A 21,086-nucleotide genomic window follows, 5' to 3' on the forward strand; every position below is an offset into this window, starting at 1 on the left:
TATGACTCAAGAGCGTCTCCCTTTACAGGGAATTCGTGTTTTAGAGCTAGGGACACTCCTGGCTGGTCCGTTCTCAGGAAGGCTGCTTGCTGATTTTGGTGCTGAGGTCATTAAGATTGAGCCGCCTGATAAACCGGACCCTATGCGAAAATGGGGGAAGCAAGTAGAGGAACAAGGGTTATGGTGGCCAATTCAATCGCGAAACAAGAAATCCATTACTCTTAATTTACGGGAAGAAGAAGGGCAAAGAATGTTTAAAGAATTGGCGGCGAAAAGTGATATCATTATTGAAAACTTCCGGCCGGGCACCATGGAAAAGTGGAACCTGTCATATGAAGAGTTGGCAGCCGTAAACGAGAAGTTAATTATGGTCAGAACCTCTGGGTTTGGCCAGACGGGCCCCTATAAAAACAGAGCTGGTTTTGGAAGCGTTGGGGAGGCAATGGGTGGGCTTCGTTATGTAACCGGCTTTCCGGACCGTGCGCCCTCACGAATTGGAATTTCTATTGGAGACACATTAGCCGCATTATTTGCCACCATCGGCTGTCTGACAGCACTGCAGGAGCGAAATCATTCAGGAAAAGGGCAAGTAGTGGATACTGCACTATACGAGGCGGTATTTGCCGTAATGGAAAGCATTATTCCGGACTACATGCTTGCCGGATACATTCGTGAGAGAATGGGAAACATCTTGCCGGGTGTTGCACCCTCTAATATATACTTTACAAAAGATAAGACCTACGTAGTCATTGGAGCAAATGCGGATGGTGTCTTTAAACGTCTATGTCAAGCGATGGAGAAGCCGGAACTGGCGGAACATCCTAACTACGCAACCCACACGGCACGTGGTGAAAACATGAAGGCTTTAGATGCCCTGATTGAAGAGTGGACAAAGACATTGCCGGCAAAAGAGTGCCTGGCAAGATTAGAAGACTTTGGCGTTCCATCCGGGCTTATTTATTCCGCAAAGGACATTTTGGAAGACCCGCACTATCAAGAAAGAGAAATGATTATTAAAGTAGAGCATCCCACATTAGGAGAGTTTCCAATGCCTGGAGTTGTACCAAAGCTCAGCAGAACACCAGGTAGAGTAAGCCAGCCTGGCCCTGAAAAAATGGGAAAGCACAATGAAGAGATTTATGGTGAATTGCTCCAAACATCTCATCATGAGCTTACTCGCTTAAAGGAAGACGGCATCATCTAATGGGAGCTGTTTCCTGGTACTTGGAAGATGACAGAAAGTCTGAATAGTCTTACCCCCCTAATGTTTTATCTTGAACAGTCCTGTGGCTTTGCTAGGGACTGTTTTCTGTTATAGTGTATGTCTTGTAAGCAAGAAGATATTTTTTGATGCTGTGTCTACAAACTGTTAGGGCAGACGAAACTGATTTTTGTGACCTGTCTAAGGGAGTAAACAATTTCTGTGCAAAATACACTTGTCATTTCGACAAAAAGTTGCCATAGGTAACTTGGAATGGTCTAAAAAAGGCCTAAAACCCCGCGTAACCATGTAATCTTATTAAGATGGCAGCCTTATTGCCAGCTTCTTTTTCTTCTTGTACAACTTGCAATTTAAACTCTTTGGAATACTTGCTTTTTCTCATGAAAAATCCCCCTGTAACTCGTTACTCTAAGTACAAGAAATCCTGCCTTAGAGTGTCTAAGTTCATTTGGGGGCTAAAAAGAGGAAACTGCCATCGTGAAGAGATTAGAATGGAGAGGGATCCGAAGAAACACCCTTTCTGTCTCAGACAGTGTATGAGAGTACTACATTTCGTCAATATGCAGGACCTCTTGCATTCCGGTCCCTGGCATAAGCCCCGCCTGCGCTATATGCCGTTGATGGCCACACATGCCATCCAACCCATTTCTTATTATAATTGAAAGCGTTTACAATGAATAGCTTATTCATTCGTCAAATCCTGGCAACAGGTTGTCGAATGCTGATGAGCCCTGTTTCTTCTCATTTTCCACCCGCTTTTGGACTGAACACCGCCAGGACTGCGAAGTGATAGACAGGCTGCTGCCGCAGTTTGTTTCGCAGGGGGGATTTTTGTATGATAAGAAAGTATACATAGGCAATTGGGGGCGTTTCCCTCATTCTGCGGCTGCTGAAGGAATTCCGCCGCAAGAGCATCAGCCGGACATTTTAGCGAGGAGAGGATTTCATGGATTGTACGATCGTCTGGTTCCGCCGTGATTTGCGCGTTCACGATCATGAGCCGCTGCTTCAGGCTGCCGCATCCGGCCTGCCTGTGTTAGGGCTGTACTGCTTTGACACGCGTGATGATGAGACAACTTCATTCGGCTTTTCAAAAACAGGGCCGCACCGCGCCCGCTTTATTCGGGAAAGTGTCGCAGATCTGCGGGGCAAATTAAAAGAGCTTGGAACCAAGCTGCTCATCCGCAGCGGCAAGCCGGAGGACGTGCTGGCAGAGCTGGCACGGAATCTATCTGTTCATGCCGTGTATTATCACCGTGAGCTCGGCAGCGAGGAAGAGGAAGTGGAGCGCCGCATGCAAAAGGCTTGTCCCGGCATTTCCTTTCACGCCTATACCGGCCACAATCTCATTCATCCAGATGACCTGCCGTTCCCGATAGCTGAACTTCCGGATGTCTTCTCGCAGTTTCGCAAACGTGTGGAACAGCAGCTGTCCGTCCGTCCGCTTCAGCCTGCCCCGGCACAGTTGAACACGCTGGATGTGGAAGAAGGAGAGCTGCCTCCAGCACCGGCTGTACCCGGCAAAACTGCTTTTTTGGGCGGAGAATCCGAAGGGATGCACCGGCTCCAGCACTATTTCTTTGACATCGATGGTCTGCGCACCTACAAGGATACCCGTGATGGCATGCTCGAGCGCGACCATTCCTCCAAGTTTTCACCGTATCTTGCGCTGGGCTGCCTGTCCCCCCGCTATATTTATTGGAACATTAAGCGCTGCGAACAGGAACGGGTTGCGAATGAATCGACATACTGGCTCTTCTTTGAGCTCTTATGGCGCGACTATTTTTGGCTCGTGCATGCCAAATTTGGCAATCGCCTGTTTCTTCCGGGTGGGCTCTTTGGCCTTTCCATTGCCTGGTCCCGTGACCCTGGGCCCGTGCAGACATGGGTGAACGGGGAAACCGGCTACCCGCTTGTCGACGCCAATATGAAGGAGCTGCAGCAAACTGGCTGGATGTCCAACCGCGGCCGGCAAAATGTCGCCAGCTTCCTCGTGAAAAATCTTGGTGTTGACTGGCGCATCGGGGCAGAGTGGTTTGAGTCCAGCCTGCTTGACTACGATGTATCGAGCAACTATGCGAACTGGTGCTACAGCGCGGGTGTCGGAAACGATTCGCGGGTATTCCGCGTGTTCAACGTTACGAAGCAGGGGAAGGACTACGACCCGAGCGGCCGGTATGCAAAGAAGTGGCTGCCGGTGCTGGAGCACGTCCCGGGACGTCTCGTGTATGAGGTGCCTTCCTTTTCAGAGGCGGAGCGGGTGGAGCATGGTATTGAGACATACCCAAGACCAATGGTGAATCTCTTCTCGTCGGCAGAAACGCAGAAGCAGAAGTATGAGATGGCTGTGCGGCAGGCGAAAAGTGGTGAGCAGAAGCGCCGGGAGACCGCCAGGAAGAAGCCGAAACGCGAGAAGCGCGGGTCCTGGGAGGATGATTACTGAAGAGTGGGCATCGCAAAAGTCAAGAAGGCCGCGCATCGTGATTACACAATGCGCGGCCTTTTATATGCGTGCATACACGCGATTATACAGGACAGGACAATATCATATACAAGAATAGTCTCCGCTCCGGATTTCCACTCGGCAGATTCTAAAACTAATTACATACATTTTTATGCAAAATATATACACAATAAATAAAATCCTATCCTCTTGGTATCAGCCCCACCTACGCTCTATACCTTTGATGGCCACACATGCCATCCGACCCACTATCTATTATAACAGAGTTTTCTTGCGAAATAATTAATAAATATTCTAAAGCGGAAGTTTTTCATGCAAAGAAGAACAAAATGCTGGAACTGGTAAAAGTCTTCAAAGGAGAGAGCTGTACCCCATTCAGAGACAAGCATAGAAAAAAGTGGGGAGAACTCATAAAGTAGGATAATAGGCTGATTCCTCTTGTTGAAAATCGACGCCGAAGCTCATGGTCCAATCATTTGCCAAATGGTATAATAAGGGGATACTTGTACGATGCAAAGAGGGGAACTTAGTGTATGGAAATCAGAAAACCGAACGAGCTGGAATATGAAAAGATTGTATCGTTTTCGCCACAAGCCATATTTGATGGGACATTGGGTGAGGTAAAACCATCAGACGAAAAAGTAAAACAGCTGATCGAACCGCTGTTGCAGAAAGGAAGCTATTATCTGATCGCTTCTGAAAACGGCCAGCTGCTGGGTTGGATTCTGATGGGAAGAAGCAAGGACTCATTTACTGAAAAGAAGTGCGGGTTTATATATGAATTGTTTGTGTTGGAGGAATGGAGGGGAAATGGAATTGCAAAACGTTTGATGGAGAGCGGCATGGAACATCTGAAGCAGGATGGATATTCGGAGGTTCGTTTAAGCGTATATGCAGGAAATCAAGCGATTAAGCTGTATGAGAAATTAGGATTCACAGATAGAACCATTACGATGAGTATGCTTATTTAAATGAGGAACGGGGGGAGAAGCAAAGGAGCTTCTCCCTTGCTTTGTGTTATACAGATATTGTAAGTGGCGGAGGTCCGGAGCACAGAGAAGTCGTCTGTGAAGCAGAGGGAGACGTCAAAAGTGCAGGAGTGTTTGCTATTTAAGGATGTTTTTTTGGTCTCCCGAATGTTAAATTATATAAGGGCAAGGATTTACTTGCTATAATGTATCATGTAAAAGAAGCAGACAGAGAGAATGCTTCTGGAGATTAATACGGGGAGATGAAACGGTTGATGGGGAATACACAAAAAATCAGTTCCGCGAAATTGATGTGGAAAATGACGCGGCCTCATACATTAACGGCGACGTTCGCGCCTGTCATATTAGGGACAGTTGCCGCGCTTTATGAAACCAAGATTCATTGGCTTCTTTTTGCTGCGATGATGCTTGCATGCTTAGCATTGCAAATCGCAACGAATTTATTCAATGAGTATTATGATTTTAAACGCGGGCTGGATACGGCTGATTCTGTCGGCATCGGCGGCGGCATCGTCCGCCATGGCCTGAAGCCTCAAAATGTGCTGGCTGTTGCGGTCTTATTGTACGTCCTGGCAGCGTGCATCGGCGTGTATATTTGCATGAACAGCAGCTGGTGGCTGGTGGTTATCGGTTTGGCCGGAATGGCAATCGGTTATTTGTACACAGGCGGCCCGCTCCCGATTGCGTATACGCCGCTTGGGGAGCTGTTCTCCGGATTGTCCATGGGCACAGGCTTTGTCCTGATTGCGTTCTTTATTCAAACGCATACGCTGACGGTTCAAAGCATCCTGATTTCCATTCCGATCGGGATTTTGGTCGGGGCCATTAATATGTCCAATAACATCCGGGATATTGAGGAGGACACAAAGGGCGGCAGAAAAACGCTGGCGATTCTCCTTGGAAGAGAGAAGGCAGTGACAGCCCTGGCAATTTTCTTTGTCATTTCCTACTTGTGGATTGTGGCGATTGTCTTGATGGGATACATCACGCCTTGGTCTCTAGTGATGTTCCTTGGCTTGAAAAAGCCGATTTCCGCGATTCAGGGCTTTCGAAAAGGGGCAAAGGAACCTCAATATATGCGCATTGCCATGAAATCCACCGCCATCACCAATACACTGTTTGCTTTCCTGTTATCAGCAGGATTGCTGATCAATTACCTGTTTTAAACAGGCAGGCATCCCCGAACGCACAGGGGATGCTTTTTTTGTGCAGCAGACATGCGTGGACTTTCTGGACAAATATGGTTTATCATAGAGGGAAGACTGCATCTTGGCGGGGCTTGTGAAGCCAGGGTGTTCATCAGGAAGCTGTTCCGCCCGCAAAGGGAGGAGCTGTGCAAAATCTAAAGAGAAGGTTGGATGCAGAATGGAACGAAGTGTTATCTTTTTCGATATAGACGGGACGCTGCTGACCCATGAGAAAACGCTGCCCGCTTCCACGAAGGAAGCCATTTTTCAGCTGAAGGAGCTTGGCCATGAGGTCGCGATTGCGACAGGCCGTGCGCCGTTCATGTTCAAGGAGCTGCGCGAGGAATTGGGCATCCGCACGTTCGTCAGCTATAATGGCCAGTATGTGGTGCTGGACGGAGAGGTTTTATATACAAATCCGCTGGACATTCCGGCGTTGGAGGAGCTGACAGAACGGGCACTCGGCAACGAGCATCCGGTTGTGTTCATGGACCATGAGGACATGAAGGCGAATGTGCCGGAGCATGACTATATTAAGGAGAGCATTGCGACGTTAAAAATCAAGCAGTTCCCGCTGCACGACCCGCACTATTACAAGGGGCGCGAGCTGTATCAGTCGCTTCTGTTCTGTCCGGAGGGCGAGGAAAAGCAGTATGAGCAGGACTTCCTTGCATTCGACTTTATCCGGTGGCATCCGGTATCGGTGGATGTGCTGCCAAAGGGCGGCTCGAAGGCAAAAGGTGTCGAGAAAATCGCGGCGGCGCTCGGCTTTCCGCCGGAGCGGCAGTATGCCTTTGGCGACGGGCTGAACGATATTGAAATGCTGATGAGCGTGCAAAACAGCGTGGCCATGGGCAATGCCGAGGAAACCGTGAAGGCTGTGGCCAAGTATGTGACGAAGTCGGTGGAAGAGGACGGCATCGTGCACGGCTTGAAGCTGGCAGGGCTGTTGTAAGCCGAAAAGGGAGAGGGCAAAGTCAGCATGTGCAGAATTGTACAAATGACGTAGCTGAAAGTGAGGAGTAAAATGGGCAAAAAACATAAAACCAGTAAGCTCAGATTGCTTGTACGGGGATTAATGGTCATTCTGGGGGGCGTGATTGCGGCATACGGACTGGAAACCGTATTGATTCCAAATCATGTATCCGACGGGGGTGTCACAGGTCTCAGTATCGTGGGATCCAAGCTCTTTGATCTGCCGCTGGGAGCTCTCATTGCCGTGCTGAATATTCCGTTTATCTGGCTGGGCTATCAGCAAATCGGCAGAAGCTTTGCGATTTATTCCGTAATCGGGATTGCTTCGTTGTCGGTGAGCACCATCCTCTTTCATCACACGCCGGCCATTATTAAAGGGGATACGCTGTTAATTACCGTGGTTGGCGGCATTATTCTCGGCCTGGGGATGGGGCTGGCGCTGCGCAACGGCGGCGCGCTGGATGGAATTGATATGCTGGCGGTGCTGCTGGCCCGCAAGCTGCCGTTTGGGACAAGTGACTTCATCCTGTTCCTGAATGCCTTTGTCTTTATCGTTGTTTCTTTTGTTTTCGGTCTGCAGGGAGCCATTCTGTCGGCGATTGCCTACTTTATCGCTTCCAAGGTCATTCACATTGTGGAAGAGGGCTTGAGCGGGGCGAAAACCTTTAAGATCATCACCACGCAGCCGGAAACGATGCTGGAAACCATACGTGACCGCTTGGGCAGAAGCGCGACCTACAAGGATGCATATGGCGGATATTCCAATGAAAAGTTTACGGAAATTACGTGCGTCATCAACCGGCTGGAGGAAAGCAAGCTGAAGGAAATCATCAATGAGATTGATGAATATGCTTTCGTCACCATCACTGACATCGTGGAAGTAAAGGGCGGCAATTTTAGAAAGCATAATATTCATTAATGCTGCAAATGAAATGGCCGACAATAACCTGTATGAGGAAAATAAGAGGTGTATGGATGACGGTCTTCTGATCGTCGGTTCGGGTTTGAACGGGGATGCCATTGTAGTGGATGTGAACAATGAAGAGGTCGGTTATGTATTCCACGATGAGCTGTGGGAGGATGAAGCGGTTCGTCCAAGGGAGATTTTTATCAGCTTGGCGTGCAGCATCGCAGAGTTCTATTATCATTCACTGACAATGGATGGCTATCCAGTTGACGGCCGTGATGCAGAGGAGTTTCTGGGAATCTGATTGCGGCAGGAGAGACAGCTTCAAGCGGCTGTCTTTTTTTGTTTGTCTGTGCTCCTTCCTTATAATAATTGCGTGCGGATAATATGGTATAATTAGGAAGTTGGGGGAGGGGTTTGTGTGAGCGAAAACAAGAATGCAGGGTCTGCAAACAGAAAAAAACGCATGACAACCGGCATGGCAATAGGAGTTGCGCTGGGAGCAGCCCTAGGTGCACTTTCCGACCATATGGCAGTGGGGATGGCAATCGGCATCGCCATCGGGGCTGCGCTTGGCGGAATGCGGACGAAATAATACTGAAGGCAGGGGGGGCTTGCATTGGAGAGGCGCAAATTCACTGTCGCTCCGTATCATCCGGCATATGCCGAACAGACTGTGAAGATGTGGCGGGACAGCAAGGAACGGGCCATTGGCCAGAAGGAAATCCACAGCTTTGAAAATCATGTTCAGTTTTTGAAGCATATATTGCCGGAGCAGCATCAAATAGACCTGGCATTACTTGATGGTAAAGTCGTTGGGATGATTGCCTATAATGAGAAGGAAGTCAGCCAGCTGTATATTCATGTTGACTGCCAAGGAATGGGGATCGGCCAGGCCTTGCTCGACAAGGCGAAGGAGCAGTCGAGCGGCAGACTGACATTATACACGTTTGAAGTAAATCAAAATGCACAACGATTCTATGAGAAGCATGGTTTTAGGGTCATTGGCAGAGGCTATGAAAATGAGGAGAATCTGCCTGATCTGCTGTATGAGTGGCGAAGGCAGCCATGAAGTGAGACACGGGGGATGTGTATGAAACGGGTTGCGCTTGTCACCGGAGGAAACCGGGGCATTGGCTATGAGCTGGTGAAGCAGTTGGCGGAAGGTGGGTTCCAGGTGATTCTAACCAGCCGGGATGCAAAAAAGGGGTACGAAGCTGCGCAAAAGCTGAGGGAATCCGGTTTGGATGTTTCCTTTGAAGAGCTGGATGTGGCCAATCAGGAAAGTGTCCGTCAGGCTGCGGCTGCAGTACAGGAGCAGTATGGCAGGCTGGATGTGCTGATCAATAATGCCGGCGTGTATTTGGATGAGCATGAGGGGCTGCTGGCAATGGACCCTGCCATTCTGGAGGAAACGATGGCCGTGAATTTCTTCGGCGCCTGCTATGTAACCCGTTTCTTCATGCCGCTCATGGAAAAGCGCGGCTATGGGAGAGTCATCCATATTTCCTCGGAGTACGGGGCGATGCGGGAGATGGCTGAGCCGGGAGCGGGCGCCTACAAGCTGTCCAAGCTTGTCTTGAATGGCTTCACCCAATTGGCGGCGGCAGAGGCAAAAGGAGATATCAAAATCAACGCGGCGGATCCGGGCTGGGTCAGCACCGATATGGGCGGGCCGTCTGCGCCGAGAACGCCGCGGCGTCCATCCTTTGGCTGGCGACGATTGGACCGGATGGACCGAATGGCGGGTTCTTCAGGGATGGGAAGCGAATTGATTACATGTAAGCAACCCGAATGTGGATTCGGGCTGCAAACCGATCGTCATTTCTGGCTGAAGGCAATTTTTAATCCTATGAGTGTGAAGAGAGATCCTTGCATGACATTAATTTTTCTTGATAGTGATGGACTCTTCCGCAGGAAATCCCCTACTTTTCCTGCAAACATGCTGATTAGGCTGAAAATGATAAAGGTTTGGATGAGGAACAGGATGCCAAAGACAAGCATTTGTACGGATACATTGCCATTCCCGTAATGGACAAATTGCGGGAAGAAGGCCAGGAAAAACAGGGAGACCTTTGGGTTCAGGAGATTCATAATGATTCCTTTTTTGTATAGTGCTCTGTAGTCCAAAGAGTCCCCGCTGCTTAGGTCAAAGCCGGCTCCTTTTTCTCTAAAAGACTTATAGGCTAAGAATAATAGGTATACAGCTCCCGCGTATTTGACCGCTGTGAAGGCCAAAGATGACTGATAGATGATGGCTGTGATCCCGACGGTCGCAGCAGTAATATGGACGAGCAGTCCGGTGCAAAGCCCAAGTGTTGTAAAGACTCCGGCTTTTGTTCCTTTGGCGATGCTTTGTGCCAGTGTGAACAGGTTATCAGGTCCGGGCATAAGCGTGAGCGCGATTGCCGCACCTAAAAAAGACAGAATGGTGAGGACATCCACAGAAATTCCCTCCTTTCCTCAAGCTTCGTAGGCTAATATGTGGTCCAAGAACGATGTATAGTCCCCCAAATGATTCTCAATAATTTTTTGTACAATTTCTAAATTGATCGACTGGTAGTCATGCACGACGATGTTGCGAAATCCAATCATTGCTTTCATTTTAAAGGATACATCTGCAGGGATGATACGATGATTTGCCAAAAACTCAAACGCATCCCGGCTCGTCTGGGGAATTCCAAGCTTTTGCAGGGAAACAATATGCATGGCAATATCAATACTGGCCTCACATGCTCTTTGAATGTTCAAAATGATAGAATCCTGCTTCGTGTAATTCTCCAGGTTTGCCGGATTGCCTGCATATTCCTCGTGTATACGCTTGATGCAGCGTTCAATTGTTGCCATCTTATTCAGAATAACATCATTTCTCATACTTGATTGCCCTCCTCACCAGATTCTCCAGAACGTCTGCCCGCTCCTCATTCAGTCTCGCATATTTTTTCAGTGTGTACATCTCGAATGTAGCTCGTTTCAACTCGTCAGAGCAATATAATACTACTCCTGAGGCAATCACTTGTGTTTGAAACACGGTTGAAGCCATCTGTAAATCAATTAAATCTACGTCAGCATTTAAGGAAGCGGCTAGTTCCTGGGAAATGATAAAGCGCCCATATGTATCGAATTTCTTTTCACTGATATACGCAATATCAAAGTCGCTCCCGGGATGTGTCTGCCCGCCTGCCCGTGATCCGAACAAGTAGATGACATAGGGGGACAGCTTTGGAGTTAAGTACTCTATTATAAGTCTTGCTTGTTCATCTGCGGCCATGCCGGTCACCTCAAATTCGCGCCTGTAAATAAGGAACTGTTTTCATCATAGTATCATGTTTCCAGTGGCTAGGAAACAGCCTCGCGGCGGAAGGCTTCCTCCATGCTTCCGCTGCGAAGACGGGGCGTTTACAGAGCGTGGTTTTTTGAAGGAACAGCGGGTTGACCAAGCTTCCTGTCAACAGCTCCCATGAAATAGCTGAGAATGAGTCCGCCAAAGGCAACCGTTGCGACAGTGCCGGCTCCAATCGGCCCATGAAACAGGAATGCCAGCGCCAGAAACAGCACATAGACGAAGGTTCTGGCAAGAAGCACGTTCCCCTTCATCCAATTGCGCACGATCAGGGTGAAGTGGTCAATTGGAATGGGGGCGAAGTTTGTATGTAAGTACAACGCCGTCCCCAATCCGGTAATGAGCAAGCCTGCCCCCAAGCAGAGGATTCTGCTGATGAGCTGTTCCGGAAGCAGGACATGCTCCAGCAGAAGCAGCCACATGTCAATGCAGAAGCCGGTGATGGCCGCTGTCAGCAATCCCAAGAACTGTGGCCGCTTCTTTGTGAAAAGGGCATTGCAGAGAATGAGAAGGAGAGCCAGAAGGAATTCCCAGCTTCCCACGGTCAGGCCTATTTCCCGGGACAAACCGACGAGCAGGGCATCAAACGGAGACGTCCCGAGGTGGGAGCGTATGCTTAGAGACACGCCCAGCGCCAACAGCAGAATGCCAAAGGTATACAGGGAGAAGTTGATGCTACGCATGAGCCAGCGCTTTTGTCATCACAACGTGAAGGATGCCATCCTCCAGAAATGGCTGTGATGCCGTCTCATAGCCCAGCTTTTTGTAAAAGCCTTCCGCCTGTGTCTGCCCGTGCAGCTTCACCTTTGCCACTTCTTGCTCCGCGGCGATTTCCTCCAATGCCGCGACAATTACCTTTCCTAACCCAAGCTGACGGTATGGCGGCAGGATGCAAATTCGCTCCAGCTTGCCGAAGCCGTCCACCCAACGGATGCGGGCGGTGCCGGCAGGAGCGTTCTCGTGATATACCAAGATGTGCTGCGCCGCTCCGTCCAGCGTGTCAAACTCATCAAATTCATCCTCCAGCGGCACTCCCTGTTCTTTTACAAAGACTTCCTTTCGAATCTGAAAGGCTTGTTCTAATTCGTTTTCTTGATTAATTCTTGCTACAGTCAATGGGCTCACTCTTTCTTCGGTTTAATAAGATTACCATAAGATATTTTTGTTGCAAATACAACATTTAATTTCCCTCTTGAGTTACACGGCATTAAATGGTAAATTATTACATGAGTTAGTCGGTTGAATAACTAATAAGGGGGAGAACGTATGGCGAAGCCCAATGTCATCAGTAAAAGGGAGCTTCTTCAGCACGCAAAGGAATGCCTGGCCGAAAACGGCATGGACAAATTCACTTTGCGGGCTGTTGCGGATGCATCCGGTGTTACCCAGGGAACGGTGTATTATCACTTTAAGACGAAGGAGCAGCTGCTGTTGGATATTGTGGAAGATACGTGTGAAAGCTCTTGGAGCGGGCTCCCGCAGTAGGACAATATGCTGCGGGAGGCGCTGTTATCCGCCAAAAGCCGCTGCTCGTACGACTCCTTGTTCCATAAGCTGTTTTTCACGCTGGTTGCCGCAGGCTTTCATCATACGAAAATCAGGGAGCAGCTGGGGGAGATTCTTCTGAGGGAAAATCAGGCGCTGCAGCAAAGCATAGCGGGCATGGAATCTCCCATAGAGGGTGTGTCGGCGGAAACGTGGGCCATTGTGTGGAATGCGCTTATAGACGGATTGGCGCTGCAGGCGTTGTTGCATAAGGACTTTCCTGTAGAGAAGACCTACAGTGAGCTGGAGCATATGCTGCAGGCTGTCTTTCACAAGGGGGGAGAAGCGTGAAAAGCTATTTCTTTGCCATTCTAGCAGGTGTCATTGTATGGGCTTTTGCCACTTTGTTTTTTGTATGGTTTGGCGGACGGGTTCTAATCAGCCCTGATGGGGACGGCTATGTGCTGCGTATGATTTTGCTGTTGGCCGGCACGGGACTCCTACTGGCGGTCGCTGCGTACCTCTATCAGCTGTTGGACCGAACACCCCATGCATCCCTCAGGTTTGGATTCATAGGAACCATCGTCGGCCTGCTGTTGGATACATGGTCTTTATCCAACTATGCAAGCATGTTTCCGGGTTTGGATGAAAAGCAGGTGATTGCGTTTACGGCATGGATGTCGTTTGCGTATGCTCTGTATCTCATCATTCCGGCCTTGCTCAACACCGTAAAAAAATGAGCCCCTCCGGCCTCAGGCCGAAGGGGGACATCTTATGCTTCCTCGCGTATGACAAATAAAACACCGCTGAGGATGAAAAGGGAGCCGATCCAAAACATGATCCCGATGCGTTCGCCCAGCATGAGCCATCCGAGCAGCGTCCCGACGACGGGCTGAAAGAAGAAGAACAGCCCGCCGCTTGAGGCGTGCAGCAGTTGCAGCCCGCGGTTCCAAAGCAGAAAGCCGCCAGCGGTGGAAACAATGCCCAAATACAGGACGCCGCCCCAGATGGCCGGGTGGGCGATTTGCGCGGCGTCGAGCGCCGGCAGCCGCCCCAGGACAAAAGGAGTCAGGGCAATCAGGGCAATCAGGATGGAGTAGGTGGTGACGACAATTTGCGAATACTCGCCCGGCACGCGCTTCACCAACACGGACATAAGCGCCCAAGTCAGCGCCGCCGCCAGCAGCGAAATCCCGCCGAGCTTGCTGGACATATCCACATGATTCACCCCGACAATCAGCAGCACCCCGATGGTTGCCAGGCAAACAGAGAGCCCTTTTCGCATGGTCAGCCGCTCCTTCAGCAGCAGCCGGGCAAAAATGACCATAAATGCCGGCGTAGAGGAGGTAATAATGGCCCCCATTTGCGCCGAAGACAGCATGGTTCCGGTTTCCTGCGTCACAATGGAAATGGCGTTGCCGATGATTCCGATGGCGATAATGAGCGGGAAGTCGCGCTTTTTCACTTTCCAGCTCTGCCGTGTGGCAAGACCAATGGTGAGAAGGGCGGCAAGAGCCACCGCATAACGCAGCCATACAAGCTCCAGCGGTGGAATCACCGCCACGACAACCTTCACAACAACATACATACCGCCCCAAATGCTGGCAGCCAGCGCTAAATACATTGAACCTAGTAAGCTATGCTTCACTTTGTACCCTCCGTTTTGTAGTTTGTTTCTGAATGTCCTAACGGAGAGCGGCAGTCACTCCCTTAAGGACGGAGGAGTGCTGCTGGTACATCGTTTTCAAATAATGGGGCTACGTACATCTTGCTTCACCTCTGCATACTTTTTGTGCCATTATATCAGATGTGGAGTGGATTTATTGTTGCACTTACAACAAAATAGAGTTAAATTTTATTCTAAGGGAGGAGCTGATTATGAAGGAAATTCTTCGTGAAATCGGGATGATTGCAAGGGCGCTGGATTCCATCAGCAACATAGAATTTAAAGAATATGACCTGACGAAAGGGCAATATTTGTACCTGGTGCGGGTTTGCGAAAACCCGGGAATCATCCAGGAGAAGCTGGCCGAAATGATCAAGGTGGACCGGACCACCGCGGCCCGTGCCGTCCAAAAGCTTGAGGCGAACGGCTTTCTGGAAAAGAAAGAGGATGAGCACAACAAAAAAATCAAGAAGCTCTTTCCGACCGAAAAGGGAGAGCGGGTGTATCCCTTTATTAAGAGGGAAAACGACCATTCCAATCTCGTGGCATTGCAGGGGTTTTCCGAGGAAGAGGCAGAGGCCATCCTTCAGCTGCTGCTGCGGGTGCGGCAAAATGTGGAGAAGGATTGGGAGTATGTGAAGAAAGGAAATAAGAGAGAGTACTGAGAATAGAGGAGGAGCAGCATGACGATCAGCATTACCAAGTGTACGCTTGCGGATGTGCATACACTGCAGGCATTGAGCTATGAAACCTTTGGCGAAACCTTCCGGGAGCAAAATTCGCCTGAAAATATGGCGGCCTATCTGGAGCGCGCCTTCAATCTCCAGCAGCTGGAGAAGGAGCTGTCGGACAGCTCTTCGCAATTCTTCCTTGCTTATGTGGACGGGGAAGCTGCCGGGTATTTGAAGGTCAACATCGGTGACGCGCAGTCGGAGAAAATGGGGGAGGAATCGCTGGAAGTTGAGCGAATTTATGTAAAGCGAAGCTTCCAAAAGCACGGGCTTGGAAAAGAGCTGCTGCATCAGGCGTTGGAAGTTGCCCGGGCGTGCGGGAAAACAAAAATTTGGCTGGGTGTATGGGAGAAAAATGAGAATGCCATCGCGTTTTACAAAAGAATGGGATTTGTCCAAACCGGAGCGCATTCCTTCTATATGGGAGATGAGGAGCAAACCGATTATATTATGGTGAAGGACTTGTAAGGTATCAGAAAAGGGGGAGCTGTATGTATATACCAAAGCATTTTCAGCTGACAGACCAAGAGGAGATGTACAAGGTGATGGAGGAAAACAGCTTTGCGATCATTTTCTCCATGCACAACGGCAAGCCGTTTGCCACCCACCTGCCGCTTTTGCTGGACCGGGAACAGCAATGCCTGCTTGGGCATTTTGCCCGTCCGAATCCGCAATGGCGGGACATGGAAGGCCAGGAGATTTTGGTGACATTCCAGGGTCCGCATTGCTATATTTCGCCTTCCTGGTACGAGATTCAGGAGGCTGTGCCGACGTGGAACTATGTGGCGGTGCATGTATACGGCACGGTCGAGTTTGTGGAGGATGCTGATTTGGGCACCTTGGTCCGCAAGTACGAAAAAGCCGGCAGCCCCTACCGTTTGGAGGATCTGAATGAGAGCTATATGGATGGCATGAAAAAGGGGATTGTTCCGTTCAAAATTCAGATTACGAGCATGGAGGGAAAAGCGAAGCTCAGCCAAAACCATCCCGCCGAGCGGCAGGAGCTGGTTATTACACAGCTTGGGCAAAGCGAGGGTGAAAACGAGAAGGGGATTGCTGGGCTGATGAAAAAGAATCTGCCAATAAAATAAATCCCAGGGCAGCTTCCGGCTGTCCTTTTTGCCGGGATAGAATGAAAATTCCACTATTTCCCTTCCTTCAGCAGGTATAATCAGGAAAAGAAGAATTGTATGGAAGGTATAGATATGCTGCGACATTCTGAAAGTGTAAGGAAGGTTAGAGATGAAGAGGCTACTGATTGTTTTTGCAATATTGGCAGTTGGGCTGCTCGGGTATTATGTCACGGTTCTGGCGCCCTACAATTTAATTGGAGTGTGGAAGGCCCGCAGTCTGGGAATGCTGAACGGCGACAGCTTCAAGGATATAGAGGAATTGGCCACCTATTTTAAAGGGCATGACATTCAGAAAGTGAAGTATCTGGGAAATGATTCCTATGAGGTATTTACGGACAAAGGCGAGTTTGTGATTATCGCAGACTACTCAGATTCTATGTATTGGAGATATAAAATCTTTAAGTTTGATAAAAAAGCGGAGTATTTCACCAATCCTATGTAGGGTGGTTTGGGTGCGAAGCGGGCCTTAACTGCATATTATATTTGCTTTATTTTCATACATGCCCCTCTTGGCCACATGGCCAAATCAAGTCGGGGGTGGCAGCCAGATGGCAAACATGATAGAAGTCTTGCTGCTGTTAAGTGCCGTTGCGATTGTCGTGGTGTCTGTATGGGGATTTGTCACAGGGGAGTTTTACAATCGGATTACGCAGGCTTGCTTTGCCGTCTTCATGCTGGTTTTGCTGGTCAGGATGTGACCCTGCATCCGCATTCGGTTTTCTGGTGCTAAAAACGCCTGTGGGGGAGATGGGAACATGATTGCAATACCGATCGGGCTGAATCTATTCATCAGCATGCTTCTCATTTGGATTACGCTTGCTCCTTTTCTCATTCTCTCCATCCTGGCACCGCTCTTGCTCGGCGCTTTTGGCATGTTATCAGCAGCCTTAAAGGTTCTCATCCTGCTGAATGCCATGGCATCCTCGGTAGATCTGTTGACAGCTTTGCTTGTGCTGCGGCAGGTTCCCTCCGGCGGTGTTCTCAGAAGCAACGGGCCGAGCACGTATTGGAAGGCTCGGCAGGCCGTTGAGCTGTAACATTTGCGTGATAGCCGGGCTGACAGGTTTAGTCCTTCATTTTCCTTTTGTAATTTTTCTGAAAATTGAATATAATGATAGGAAAAAGGAGTCAGAGCATGAGCCACGATCTGAAATTAAAATCCTATTGGAATAACCGTTACGAAACCGGAGCCATCTGGGGAGAGGATGCCTGTCCATCGGCAGTTTTGGCGCAGGAATGCTTTCGGGAGCATGCCGTCCGGAGCGTTCTTGTGCCGGGCTGCGGATATGGCCGCAATAGCTTGTACCTGGCGCAGCAAGGCTTCGATGTGGTGGCGTATGATATCTCGGACATTGCCATTGCATATGCCGCGGAGCAAGCCGGCCGGCAATCGCTGCCTCTAAACTATGAGACAGGCAGTCTGTTTGACCCTGCATTTTTGGGAGAGAAGCAATTTGACGCTATTTACCTGTCAAATATCATCCATCTCTTTATGAAGGAGCAAAGAGAGCAGGTACTGGATATCATGACCTCCTTGCTGAAGCCCGGTGGCATCCTGGCCTTTTCTGTTGTATCCATCTATGATACGGGCAACTACGGCAAAGGGGAAGAGGTGGAGCCGAACACGTTCATGAAGCATAAGGACAAGCTGCTGCACTGCTATGATGAGCAGGAGCTGGATGATATGCTGAAGCCTCATTATGAATTCCTGAAAAAATGCCTCCACACGCAAGTTGAGCCGGATCCAAGCGGCGAGCTGGAGGAGCTCAAGCTGTGGTTTGTGGCTGCGAGGAGAAAATGAAAACCCATCTTCCTGTCTATGCTCAATTGTAGGAAAGTCGCGGTGAATTGTAGAAAAGCTGCGCTGAATTGCAGGAAAAGCTAAATGAATTGTAGGAAAAGCCAAATGAATTGTAGGAAAAGCCAAATGAATTGTAGGAAATGCCGCCTGACTGTCGGGAATCCAGGAGTAAGGAGACTAATTCGAGATACTCATCCCTCATTTCATCGAGGTTTGCATGAGCGGAATCATGATAGATTTTCATGTTCATAGCAACTCAACAAGCGACGCAAGCTGTCCCTTGATATCTCCTGTGCTCATTCCCCCGTGGAAGCAGATGGCGGCTTCCATCTCATAGGGCAGATATGCTTCCAGTGATTTGCGGGCTGCCGGCAAATCCGGTGTGGTTTGGGCAACCGGTCCCCTTAGCTTTCCGTTCGCACTGTGCATCGCGTCTCCGGCAATCAGTGTTTTGTACTGTGCCGCATACACACTGATATGTCCCGGTGTATGGCCGGGAGAATCTCATTGTACACAGAATGATTCAATCCTTAAAATATAGAATAAATGTATTTTTTTTCAAGTTTTTCGTTGGATGATAGAGCAAACACAGCCTTGCGTAAATTTTGCCGGAGCTGCTGTGGATTCATGGCGGCGGGGGATGTCAATGGGGATGATGAGCTTTGCATCCGCTTTGTAAAAGAAGCGAATTGTGTGATTGCTTCGGTCAACTATCGCCTGGCTCCTAGCATCCTTGAACATGGACAGTGACCGGATTGGAGTGTCAGCGCCGGCGGCGGACTCACTGCGTCCTGACATTGCTGGCCTGCGGCCGGAATTGTTTCATACATAGCGACTCAGGCTAAGAAGCTGACCAAACACCTCATCGTAAGAACCAGGGCTGAAGGCTTCGAGACCACTGCCGGGTGTAAATGTTAATTCACCAAAGAATATTTGCTCGTTCGTATAATAAAGGTCCACTCGTACAAAAGCAAAATCAGCAGACAGTTGTCGGGCTATATCTAATAATTCATTCAAACGTTGAGGCTTAGAAACTGGTTCCTTAAGGTTCGGATAACGCCATTGAACGGGTATCCTATCCCAATTCAAATCATATAAATCGCGTTTATGACTTGTGAATCTATTTCCATCCACCTGTATAAATTTGGGTTCACCATGGAAGCAAAAGATTTTATAATCCTTTAAGTCTCCTGTAGGATCTTTTATGAATTCTTCAATAATAATCTTCGGCTGGATGTTGTTATAGTTTGGTTCTCCAGTTTTTTTCCCGAAGTCTGTTTGCAGCCAACTTCTTACTCTCTTCTTCTTCGCCTCCCAGTTAAAATTCCGTTTTTCTTTTACAAGTATGTTCCAACTTGAACCGTGATTGGCCTTTAAAACAAATGAATCGGGCAAAGAGTCCATACGAATTTGATTTACATCATCAAACACTCCAATGAGCGGTATGAGGTAATGCCCCCCAATTCGCTCTTCCACAAATTGACGTACCAAGTATTTATCTACATAGACAGAGAATCTATCTGCTGTTCCGTATAGTTTAATCCATTGAATTTTCTCATTTAGACTTTTTGGATTTTTCAAATCTAAATCATAACCATGAATTCGTTTAAATTTCTTTTTTAATGCAGTGATTGTACTTGCTTCTGTCTGTTTTATCTTCTTTCTCTTTCTTTTTTTCACAGTAAGGCTCCATTTCAACTGTATTTTGTTATGCCTGGTCGAACAGAAGGTAATCATGTTCCCTTAGTAGGATGTAAGACTTTCCAGTTATATGCTATTCAAGTCTATTAGGAAGGCTATAGGTGATTCGTGTATTTTTCTCTATATTTGGGGACAATTTCTAACTACGATTGGTTGAGAATAATCTCTTCTAACGGGGGGAGAGATGTTACTTAAGAGACTAAAATCCTCTGAATTCCTGGGCCAGTGTCTTTGTCAGAGAATAAAAGGGTGCATATTATGTTACTACATGCATTGCGAAGCTATAATAGCCAAACAGTATGCTTAAATAAGACAAGCTGAACGTGAACATGATGCTGATTGTACTCAACCATGCGGGATTCTCCATCCCATCGTTTTTTAGAGTATGAGACATCCAACTCATTTTGTAATTTAGAGAGTGCTCTAAGCATTTGGATTTCAAGAGACTCTGCCGCTCACGGCTGTTATAAGGCGTTGGGAAGGAGGCTTTCTATGCACATTTTTTGGCTGGGAGTTCGTTTTGTGATACATCCTTGATGTATGAATTTCTATTCTATATTTTTAGTTCACATACGAATGCCAATTATTGTTTCTTTTCAGTATCCACAATTTCAATTTGAGAGGTGCAGTCAGGTGGTTTCTGTAATCACATGTACTATAAGAGACGAAATGATAGAAAATGTTTTTAGTAATTATGCAAATCAGTTATGGGAGGAAAAGGAATTAATCATCATTTTAAATAACGATACAATGAATATGGAAACGTGGATAGAGAAGTCAGCTGATTATGATAACGTTTCGATTTTTAGATTGCCAGAGATGGACACTCTTGGCGATTGTTTGAACTATGGAATTGAAAAAGCAAGATATGATATTGTTGCCAAATTTGATGATGATGATTATTACTCACCATATTATTTAACTGAAGCAATGGATGCTTTCAAGAAGTATAACCCTCAGTTAGTGGGTAAAGGAAGCTCCTATATGTATTTTGAGGAAGAAAATCTATTGGTCATTCGTAAAATAGGAAATGAAAATAAATTAGGCAGCAGCACAGTGAAAGGGGGGACCTTAGTTTTCAAGAAAAGTCTTTATCCTGGCATTCAATTTCCTTCTATAAAAGGAAATGGCACAGATACTGGTTTTTTAAAAGAATGCAAGAAACAAGGGGTTAAGATGTACGCTTCTAGCAGATATAATTACGTTTATATAAGGAGAGGAAACCCGGAGTCCCATACCTTTAAAAAAGAAACTGATTTTTTCAAAAAGAAGAGCCAAGTCATTGGAACGATTAAGGATTTTGAACATATTGCTACAAAGAGGATGGAAGATATTCAGTAAATTTTCTCAGGTACCCGATAGACTCGAATACTAGATACTCTGGATCAACCATGTTACATTGCCTGGCTTGCTGTGCAGATTCAAATGCCTCTCCGATGTAATCAAGACGGGCATGACCGGATGCAAATTTTGCCGGAGCTG

At 48.0% G+C, this 21,086-nt stretch carries 26 protein-coding genes and 3 pseudogenes; 21 read left to right on the forward strand and 8 right to left on the reverse strand.

The features are described 5' to 3' along the window. Position 1: 1 nt before the first annotated feature. The 10 genes and pseudogenes from NK662_RS16355 to NK662_RS16400 form a co-directional block, all read left to right on the forward strand. A complete protein-coding gene (locus NK662_RS16355) occupies positions 2-1,204 on the forward strand; it encodes a CaiB/BaiF CoA transferase family protein (RefSeq protein ID WP_254760016.1) in 1,203 nt (400 codons plus the stop codon). 964 nt (positions 1,205-2,168) lie between these two features. After that, complete coding sequence (locus tag NK662_RS16360) at positions 2,169-3,665, forward strand: DASH family cryptochrome (protein ID WP_254760017.1); 1,497 nt, start codon at positions 2,169-2,171, stop codon at positions 3,663-3,665. 554 nt (positions 3,666-4,219) lie between these two features. Then, a complete protein-coding gene (locus NK662_RS16365; protein WP_254760018.1) occupies positions 4,220-4,657 on the forward strand; it encodes a GNAT family N-acetyltransferase in 438 nt (145 codons plus the stop codon). 272 nt (positions 4,658-4,929) lie between these two features. Next, complete coding sequence (locus tag NK662_RS16370) at positions 4,930-5,841, forward strand: 1,4-dihydroxy-2-naphthoate polyprenyltransferase (protein ID WP_254760071.1); 912 nt, start codon at positions 4,930-4,932, stop codon at positions 5,839-5,841. 199 nt (positions 5,842-6,040) lie between these two features. After that, positions 6,041-6,817, forward strand: coding sequence for a Cof-type HAD-IIB family hydrolase (locus tag NK662_RS16375; RefSeq protein ID WP_254760019.1), 777 nt, complete (start codon positions 6,041-6,043; stop codon positions 6,815-6,817). A gap of 72 nt (positions 6,818-6,889) precedes the next feature. Next, complete coding sequence (locus NK662_RS16380; protein ID WP_254760020.1) at positions 6,890-7,756, forward strand: YitT family protein; 867 nt, start codon at positions 6,890-6,892, stop codon at positions 7,754-7,756. A 52-nt stretch (positions 7,757-7,808) separates the two neighbouring features. Continuing rightward, entirely contained in the window at positions 7,809-8,048 is a 240-nt protein-coding gene (locus NK662_RS16385) for a hypothetical protein (RefSeq protein WP_254760021.1), read from the forward strand. A 117-nt stretch (positions 8,049-8,165) separates the two neighbouring features. Then, the gene (locus NK662_RS16390; protein ID WP_438503633.1) at positions 8,166-8,339 is read left to right on the forward strand and encodes a glycine zipper domain-containing protein; all 174 of its coding nucleotides are present in this window, start codon (positions 8,166-8,168) and stop codon (positions 8,337-8,339) included. 87 nt (positions 8,340-8,426) lie between these two features. Then, positions 8,427-8,816: a GNAT family N-acetyltransferase gene (locus NK662_RS16395; protein ID WP_438503636.1), complete on the forward strand. Its 390-nt coding sequence runs from the start codon at positions 8,427-8,429 to the stop codon at positions 8,814-8,816. A 21-nt stretch (positions 8,817-8,837) separates the two neighbouring features. Continuing rightward, positions 8,838-9,362: pseudogene (locus tag NK662_RS16400) on the forward strand (SDR family NAD(P)-dependent oxidoreductase); the annotation flags it as partial. A gap of 203 nt (positions 9,363-9,565) precedes the next feature. Here the strand turns inward: NK662_RS16400 and NK662_RS16405 are convergent. From NK662_RS16405 to NK662_RS16425, 5 genes are all read right to left on the reverse strand, one after another. Next, on the reverse strand, positions 9,566-10,189 hold the full coding sequence (locus NK662_RS16405; protein ID WP_254760023.1) for a LysE family translocator: 624 nt from the start codon (positions 10,187-10,189) through the stop codon (positions 9,566-9,568). 18 nt (positions 10,190-10,207) lie between these two features. Beyond that, positions 10,208-10,618, reverse strand: coding sequence for a type VII toxin-antitoxin system HepT family RNase toxin (gene hepT / locus NK662_RS16410; protein ID WP_254760024.1), 411 nt, complete (start codon positions 10,616-10,618; stop codon positions 10,208-10,210). Then, positions 10,608-11,015, reverse strand: coding sequence for a type VII toxin-antitoxin system MntA family adenylyltransferase antitoxin (gene mntA, locus NK662_RS16415; RefSeq protein ID WP_254760025.1), 408 nt, complete (start codon positions 11,013-11,015; stop codon positions 10,608-10,610). The genes hepT and mntA overlap by 11 nt, the downstream gene beginning before the upstream one ends. A gap of 128 nt (positions 11,016-11,143) precedes the next feature. Beyond that, positions 11,144-11,761, reverse strand: coding sequence for a YczE/YyaS/YitT family protein (locus NK662_RS16420; RefSeq protein ID WP_438503637.1), 618 nt, complete (start codon positions 11,759-11,761; stop codon positions 11,144-11,146). 1 nt (position 11,762) lies between these two features. Next, positions 11,763-12,203, reverse strand: coding sequence for a GNAT family N-acetyltransferase (locus NK662_RS16425; protein WP_254760027.1), 441 nt, complete (start codon positions 12,201-12,203; stop codon positions 11,763-11,765). Positions 12,204-12,353: 150 nt separating this feature from the next. On the opposite strand from NK662_RS16425, the pseudogene NK662_RS16430 reads away from it, so the two are divergent. Beyond that, positions 12,354-12,923 (forward strand): annotated as a pseudogene (locus NK662_RS16430) (TetR/AcrR family transcriptional regulator). Continuing rightward, positions 12,920-13,312, forward strand: a complete 393-nt coding sequence (locus NK662_RS16435) for a DUF5367 family protein (RefSeq protein WP_254760028.1) — start codon at positions 12,920-12,922, stop codon at positions 13,310-13,312. Before NK662_RS16430 ends, NK662_RS16435 begins: the two are co-directional and overlap by 4 nt. A 32-nt stretch (positions 13,313-13,344) precedes the next feature. On the opposite strand, the gene NK662_RS16440 is transcribed toward NK662_RS16435, so the two are convergent. Next, the gene (locus NK662_RS16440) at positions 13,345-14,220 is read right to left on the reverse strand and encodes a DMT family transporter (protein WP_254760029.1); all 876 of its coding nucleotides are present in this window, start codon (positions 14,218-14,220) and stop codon (positions 13,345-13,347) included. 230 nt (positions 14,221-14,450) lie between these two features. Here NK662_RS16440 and NK662_RS16445 point away from each other — a divergent pair, with 230 nt between their 5' ends. The 7 genes from NK662_RS16445 (at position 14,451) to NK662_RS16475 (ending at position 17,903) form a co-directional block, all read left to right on the forward strand. Beyond that, entirely contained in the window at positions 14,451-14,903 is a 453-nt protein-coding gene (locus NK662_RS16445; RefSeq protein WP_254760030.1) for a MarR family winged helix-turn-helix transcriptional regulator, read from the forward strand. 18 nt (positions 14,904-14,921) lie between these two features. Further along, entirely contained in the window at positions 14,922-15,437 is a 516-nt protein-coding gene (paiA, locus tag NK662_RS16450; protein ID WP_254760031.1) for a spermidine/spermine N(1)-acetyltransferase, read from the forward strand. A gap of 23 nt (positions 15,438-15,460) precedes the next feature. After that, positions 15,461-16,060, forward strand: a complete 600-nt coding sequence (locus tag NK662_RS16455) for an FMN-binding negative transcriptional regulator (RefSeq protein WP_254760032.1) — start codon at positions 15,461-15,463, stop codon at positions 16,058-16,060. Between the two features lie 151 nt (positions 16,061-16,211). Continuing rightward, complete coding sequence (locus tag NK662_RS16460; protein WP_254760033.1) at positions 16,212-16,544, forward strand: hypothetical protein; 333 nt, start codon at positions 16,212-16,214, stop codon at positions 16,542-16,544. A gap of 106 nt (positions 16,545-16,650) precedes the next feature. After that, positions 16,651-16,800, forward strand: a complete 150-nt coding sequence (locus NK662_RS16465; RefSeq protein WP_254760034.1) for a hypothetical protein — start codon at positions 16,651-16,653, stop codon at positions 16,798-16,800. Positions 16,801-16,857: 57 nt separating this feature from the next. Further along, positions 16,858-17,139 (forward strand): DUF3267 domain-containing protein, encoded by a 282-nt coding sequence (locus tag NK662_RS16470; protein WP_254760035.1) that lies wholly within the window; start codon positions 16,858-16,860, stop codon positions 17,137-17,139. A gap of 98 nt (positions 17,140-17,237) precedes the next feature. Beyond that, positions 17,238-17,903, forward strand: a complete 666-nt coding sequence (locus NK662_RS16475) for a class I SAM-dependent methyltransferase (RefSeq protein ID WP_254760036.1) — start codon at positions 17,238-17,240, stop codon at positions 17,901-17,903. A gap of 246 nt (positions 17,904-18,149) precedes the next feature. On the opposite strand, the pseudogene NK662_RS16480 reads toward NK662_RS16475, so the two are convergent. Then, a pseudogene (locus NK662_RS16480) lies at positions 18,150-18,389 on the reverse strand (MBL fold metallo-hydrolase); the annotation flags it as partial. A gap of 141 nt (positions 18,390-18,530) precedes the next feature. Between NK662_RS16480 and NK662_RS16485 the strand changes: the two are divergent. Continuing rightward, on the forward strand, positions 18,531-18,653 hold the full coding sequence (locus NK662_RS16485; protein WP_438503634.1) for an alpha/beta hydrolase fold domain-containing protein: 123 nt from the start codon (positions 18,531-18,533) through the stop codon (positions 18,651-18,653). A gap of 72 nt (positions 18,654-18,725) precedes the next feature. Here NK662_RS16485 and NK662_RS16490 read toward each other — a convergent pair whose 3' ends face one another. Then, positions 18,726-19,583: an ATP-grasp fold amidoligase family protein gene (locus tag NK662_RS16490; protein ID WP_254760038.1), complete on the reverse strand. Its 858-nt coding sequence runs from the start codon at positions 19,581-19,583 to the stop codon at positions 18,726-18,728. A gap of 654 nt (positions 19,584-20,237) precedes the next feature. Between NK662_RS16490 and NK662_RS16495 the strand changes: the two genes are divergently transcribed. Then, positions 20,238-20,945: a glycosyltransferase family 2 protein gene (locus NK662_RS16495; protein ID WP_254760039.1), complete on the forward strand. Its 708-nt coding sequence runs from the start codon at positions 20,238-20,240 to the stop codon at positions 20,943-20,945. Positions 20,946-21,086 lie beyond the last annotated feature (141 nt).

This window comes from Ectobacillus ponti, from assembly GCF_024294785.1.
GTDB lineage: Bacteria > Bacillota > Bacilli > Bacillales > Bacillaceae_G > Ectobacillus > Ectobacillus ponti.

Bases quoted from the DNA above. Each gene is read 5' to 3' on its own strand.
- NK662_RS16355 (WP_254760016.1), top strand. From the start codon at position 2: ATGACTCAAGAGCGTCTCCCTTTACAGGGAATTCGTGTTTTAGAGCTA.
- NK662_RS16360 (WP_254760017.1), top strand. From the start codon at position 2,169: ATGGATTGTACGATCGTCTGGTTCCGCCGTGATTTGCGCGTTCACGAT.
- NK662_RS16365 (WP_254760018.1), top strand. From the start codon at position 4,220: ATGGAAATCAGAAAACCGAACGAGCTGGAATATGAAAAGATTGTATCG.
- NK662_RS16370 (WP_254760071.1), top strand. From the start codon at position 4,930: ATGGGGAATACACAAAAAATCAGTTCCGCGAAATTGATGTGGAAAATG.
- NK662_RS16375 (WP_254760019.1), top strand. From the start codon at position 6,041: ATGGAACGAAGTGTTATCTTTTTCGATATAGACGGGACGCTGCTGACC.
- NK662_RS16380 (WP_254760020.1), top strand. From the start codon at position 6,890: ATGGGCAAAAAACATAAAACCAGTAAGCTCAGATTGCTTGTACGGGGA.
- NK662_RS16385 (WP_254760021.1), top strand. From the start codon at position 7,809: ATGGATGACGGTCTTCTGATCGTCGGTTCGGGTTTGAACGGGGATGCC.
- NK662_RS16395 (WP_438503636.1), top strand. From the start codon at position 8,427: ATGTGGCGGGACAGCAAGGAACGGGCCATTGGCCAGAAGGAAATCCAC.
- hepT (WP_254760024.1), bottom strand. From the start codon at position 10,618: ATGAGAAATGATGTTATTCTGAATAAGATGGCAACAATTGAACGCTGC.
- mntA (WP_254760025.1), bottom strand. From the start codon at position 11,015: ATGGCCGCAGATGAACAAGCAAGACTTATAATAGAGTACTTAACTCCA.
- NK662_RS16445 (WP_254760030.1), top strand. From the start codon at position 14,451: ATGAAGGAAATTCTTCGTGAAATCGGGATGATTGCAAGGGCGCTGGAT.
- paiA (WP_254760031.1), top strand. From the start codon at position 14,922: ATGACGATCAGCATTACCAAGTGTACGCTTGCGGATGTGCATACACTG.
- NK662_RS16455 (WP_254760032.1), top strand. From the start codon at position 15,461: ATGTATATACCAAAGCATTTTCAGCTGACAGACCAAGAGGAGATGTAC.
- NK662_RS16460 (WP_254760033.1), top strand. From the start codon at position 16,212: ATGAAGAGGCTACTGATTGTTTTTGCAATATTGGCAGTTGGGCTGCTC.
- NK662_RS16465 (WP_254760034.1), top strand. From the start codon at position 16,651: ATGGCAAACATGATAGAAGTCTTGCTGCTGTTAAGTGCCGTTGCGATT.
- NK662_RS16470 (WP_254760035.1), top strand. From the start codon at position 16,858: ATGATTGCAATACCGATCGGGCTGAATCTATTCATCAGCATGCTTCTC.
- NK662_RS16475 (WP_254760036.1), top strand. From the start codon at position 17,238: ATGAGCCACGATCTGAAATTAAAATCCTATTGGAATAACCGTTACGAA.
- NK662_RS16485 (WP_438503634.1), top strand. From the start codon at position 18,531: ATGGCGGCGGGGGATGTCAATGGGGATGATGAGCTTTGCATCCGCTTT.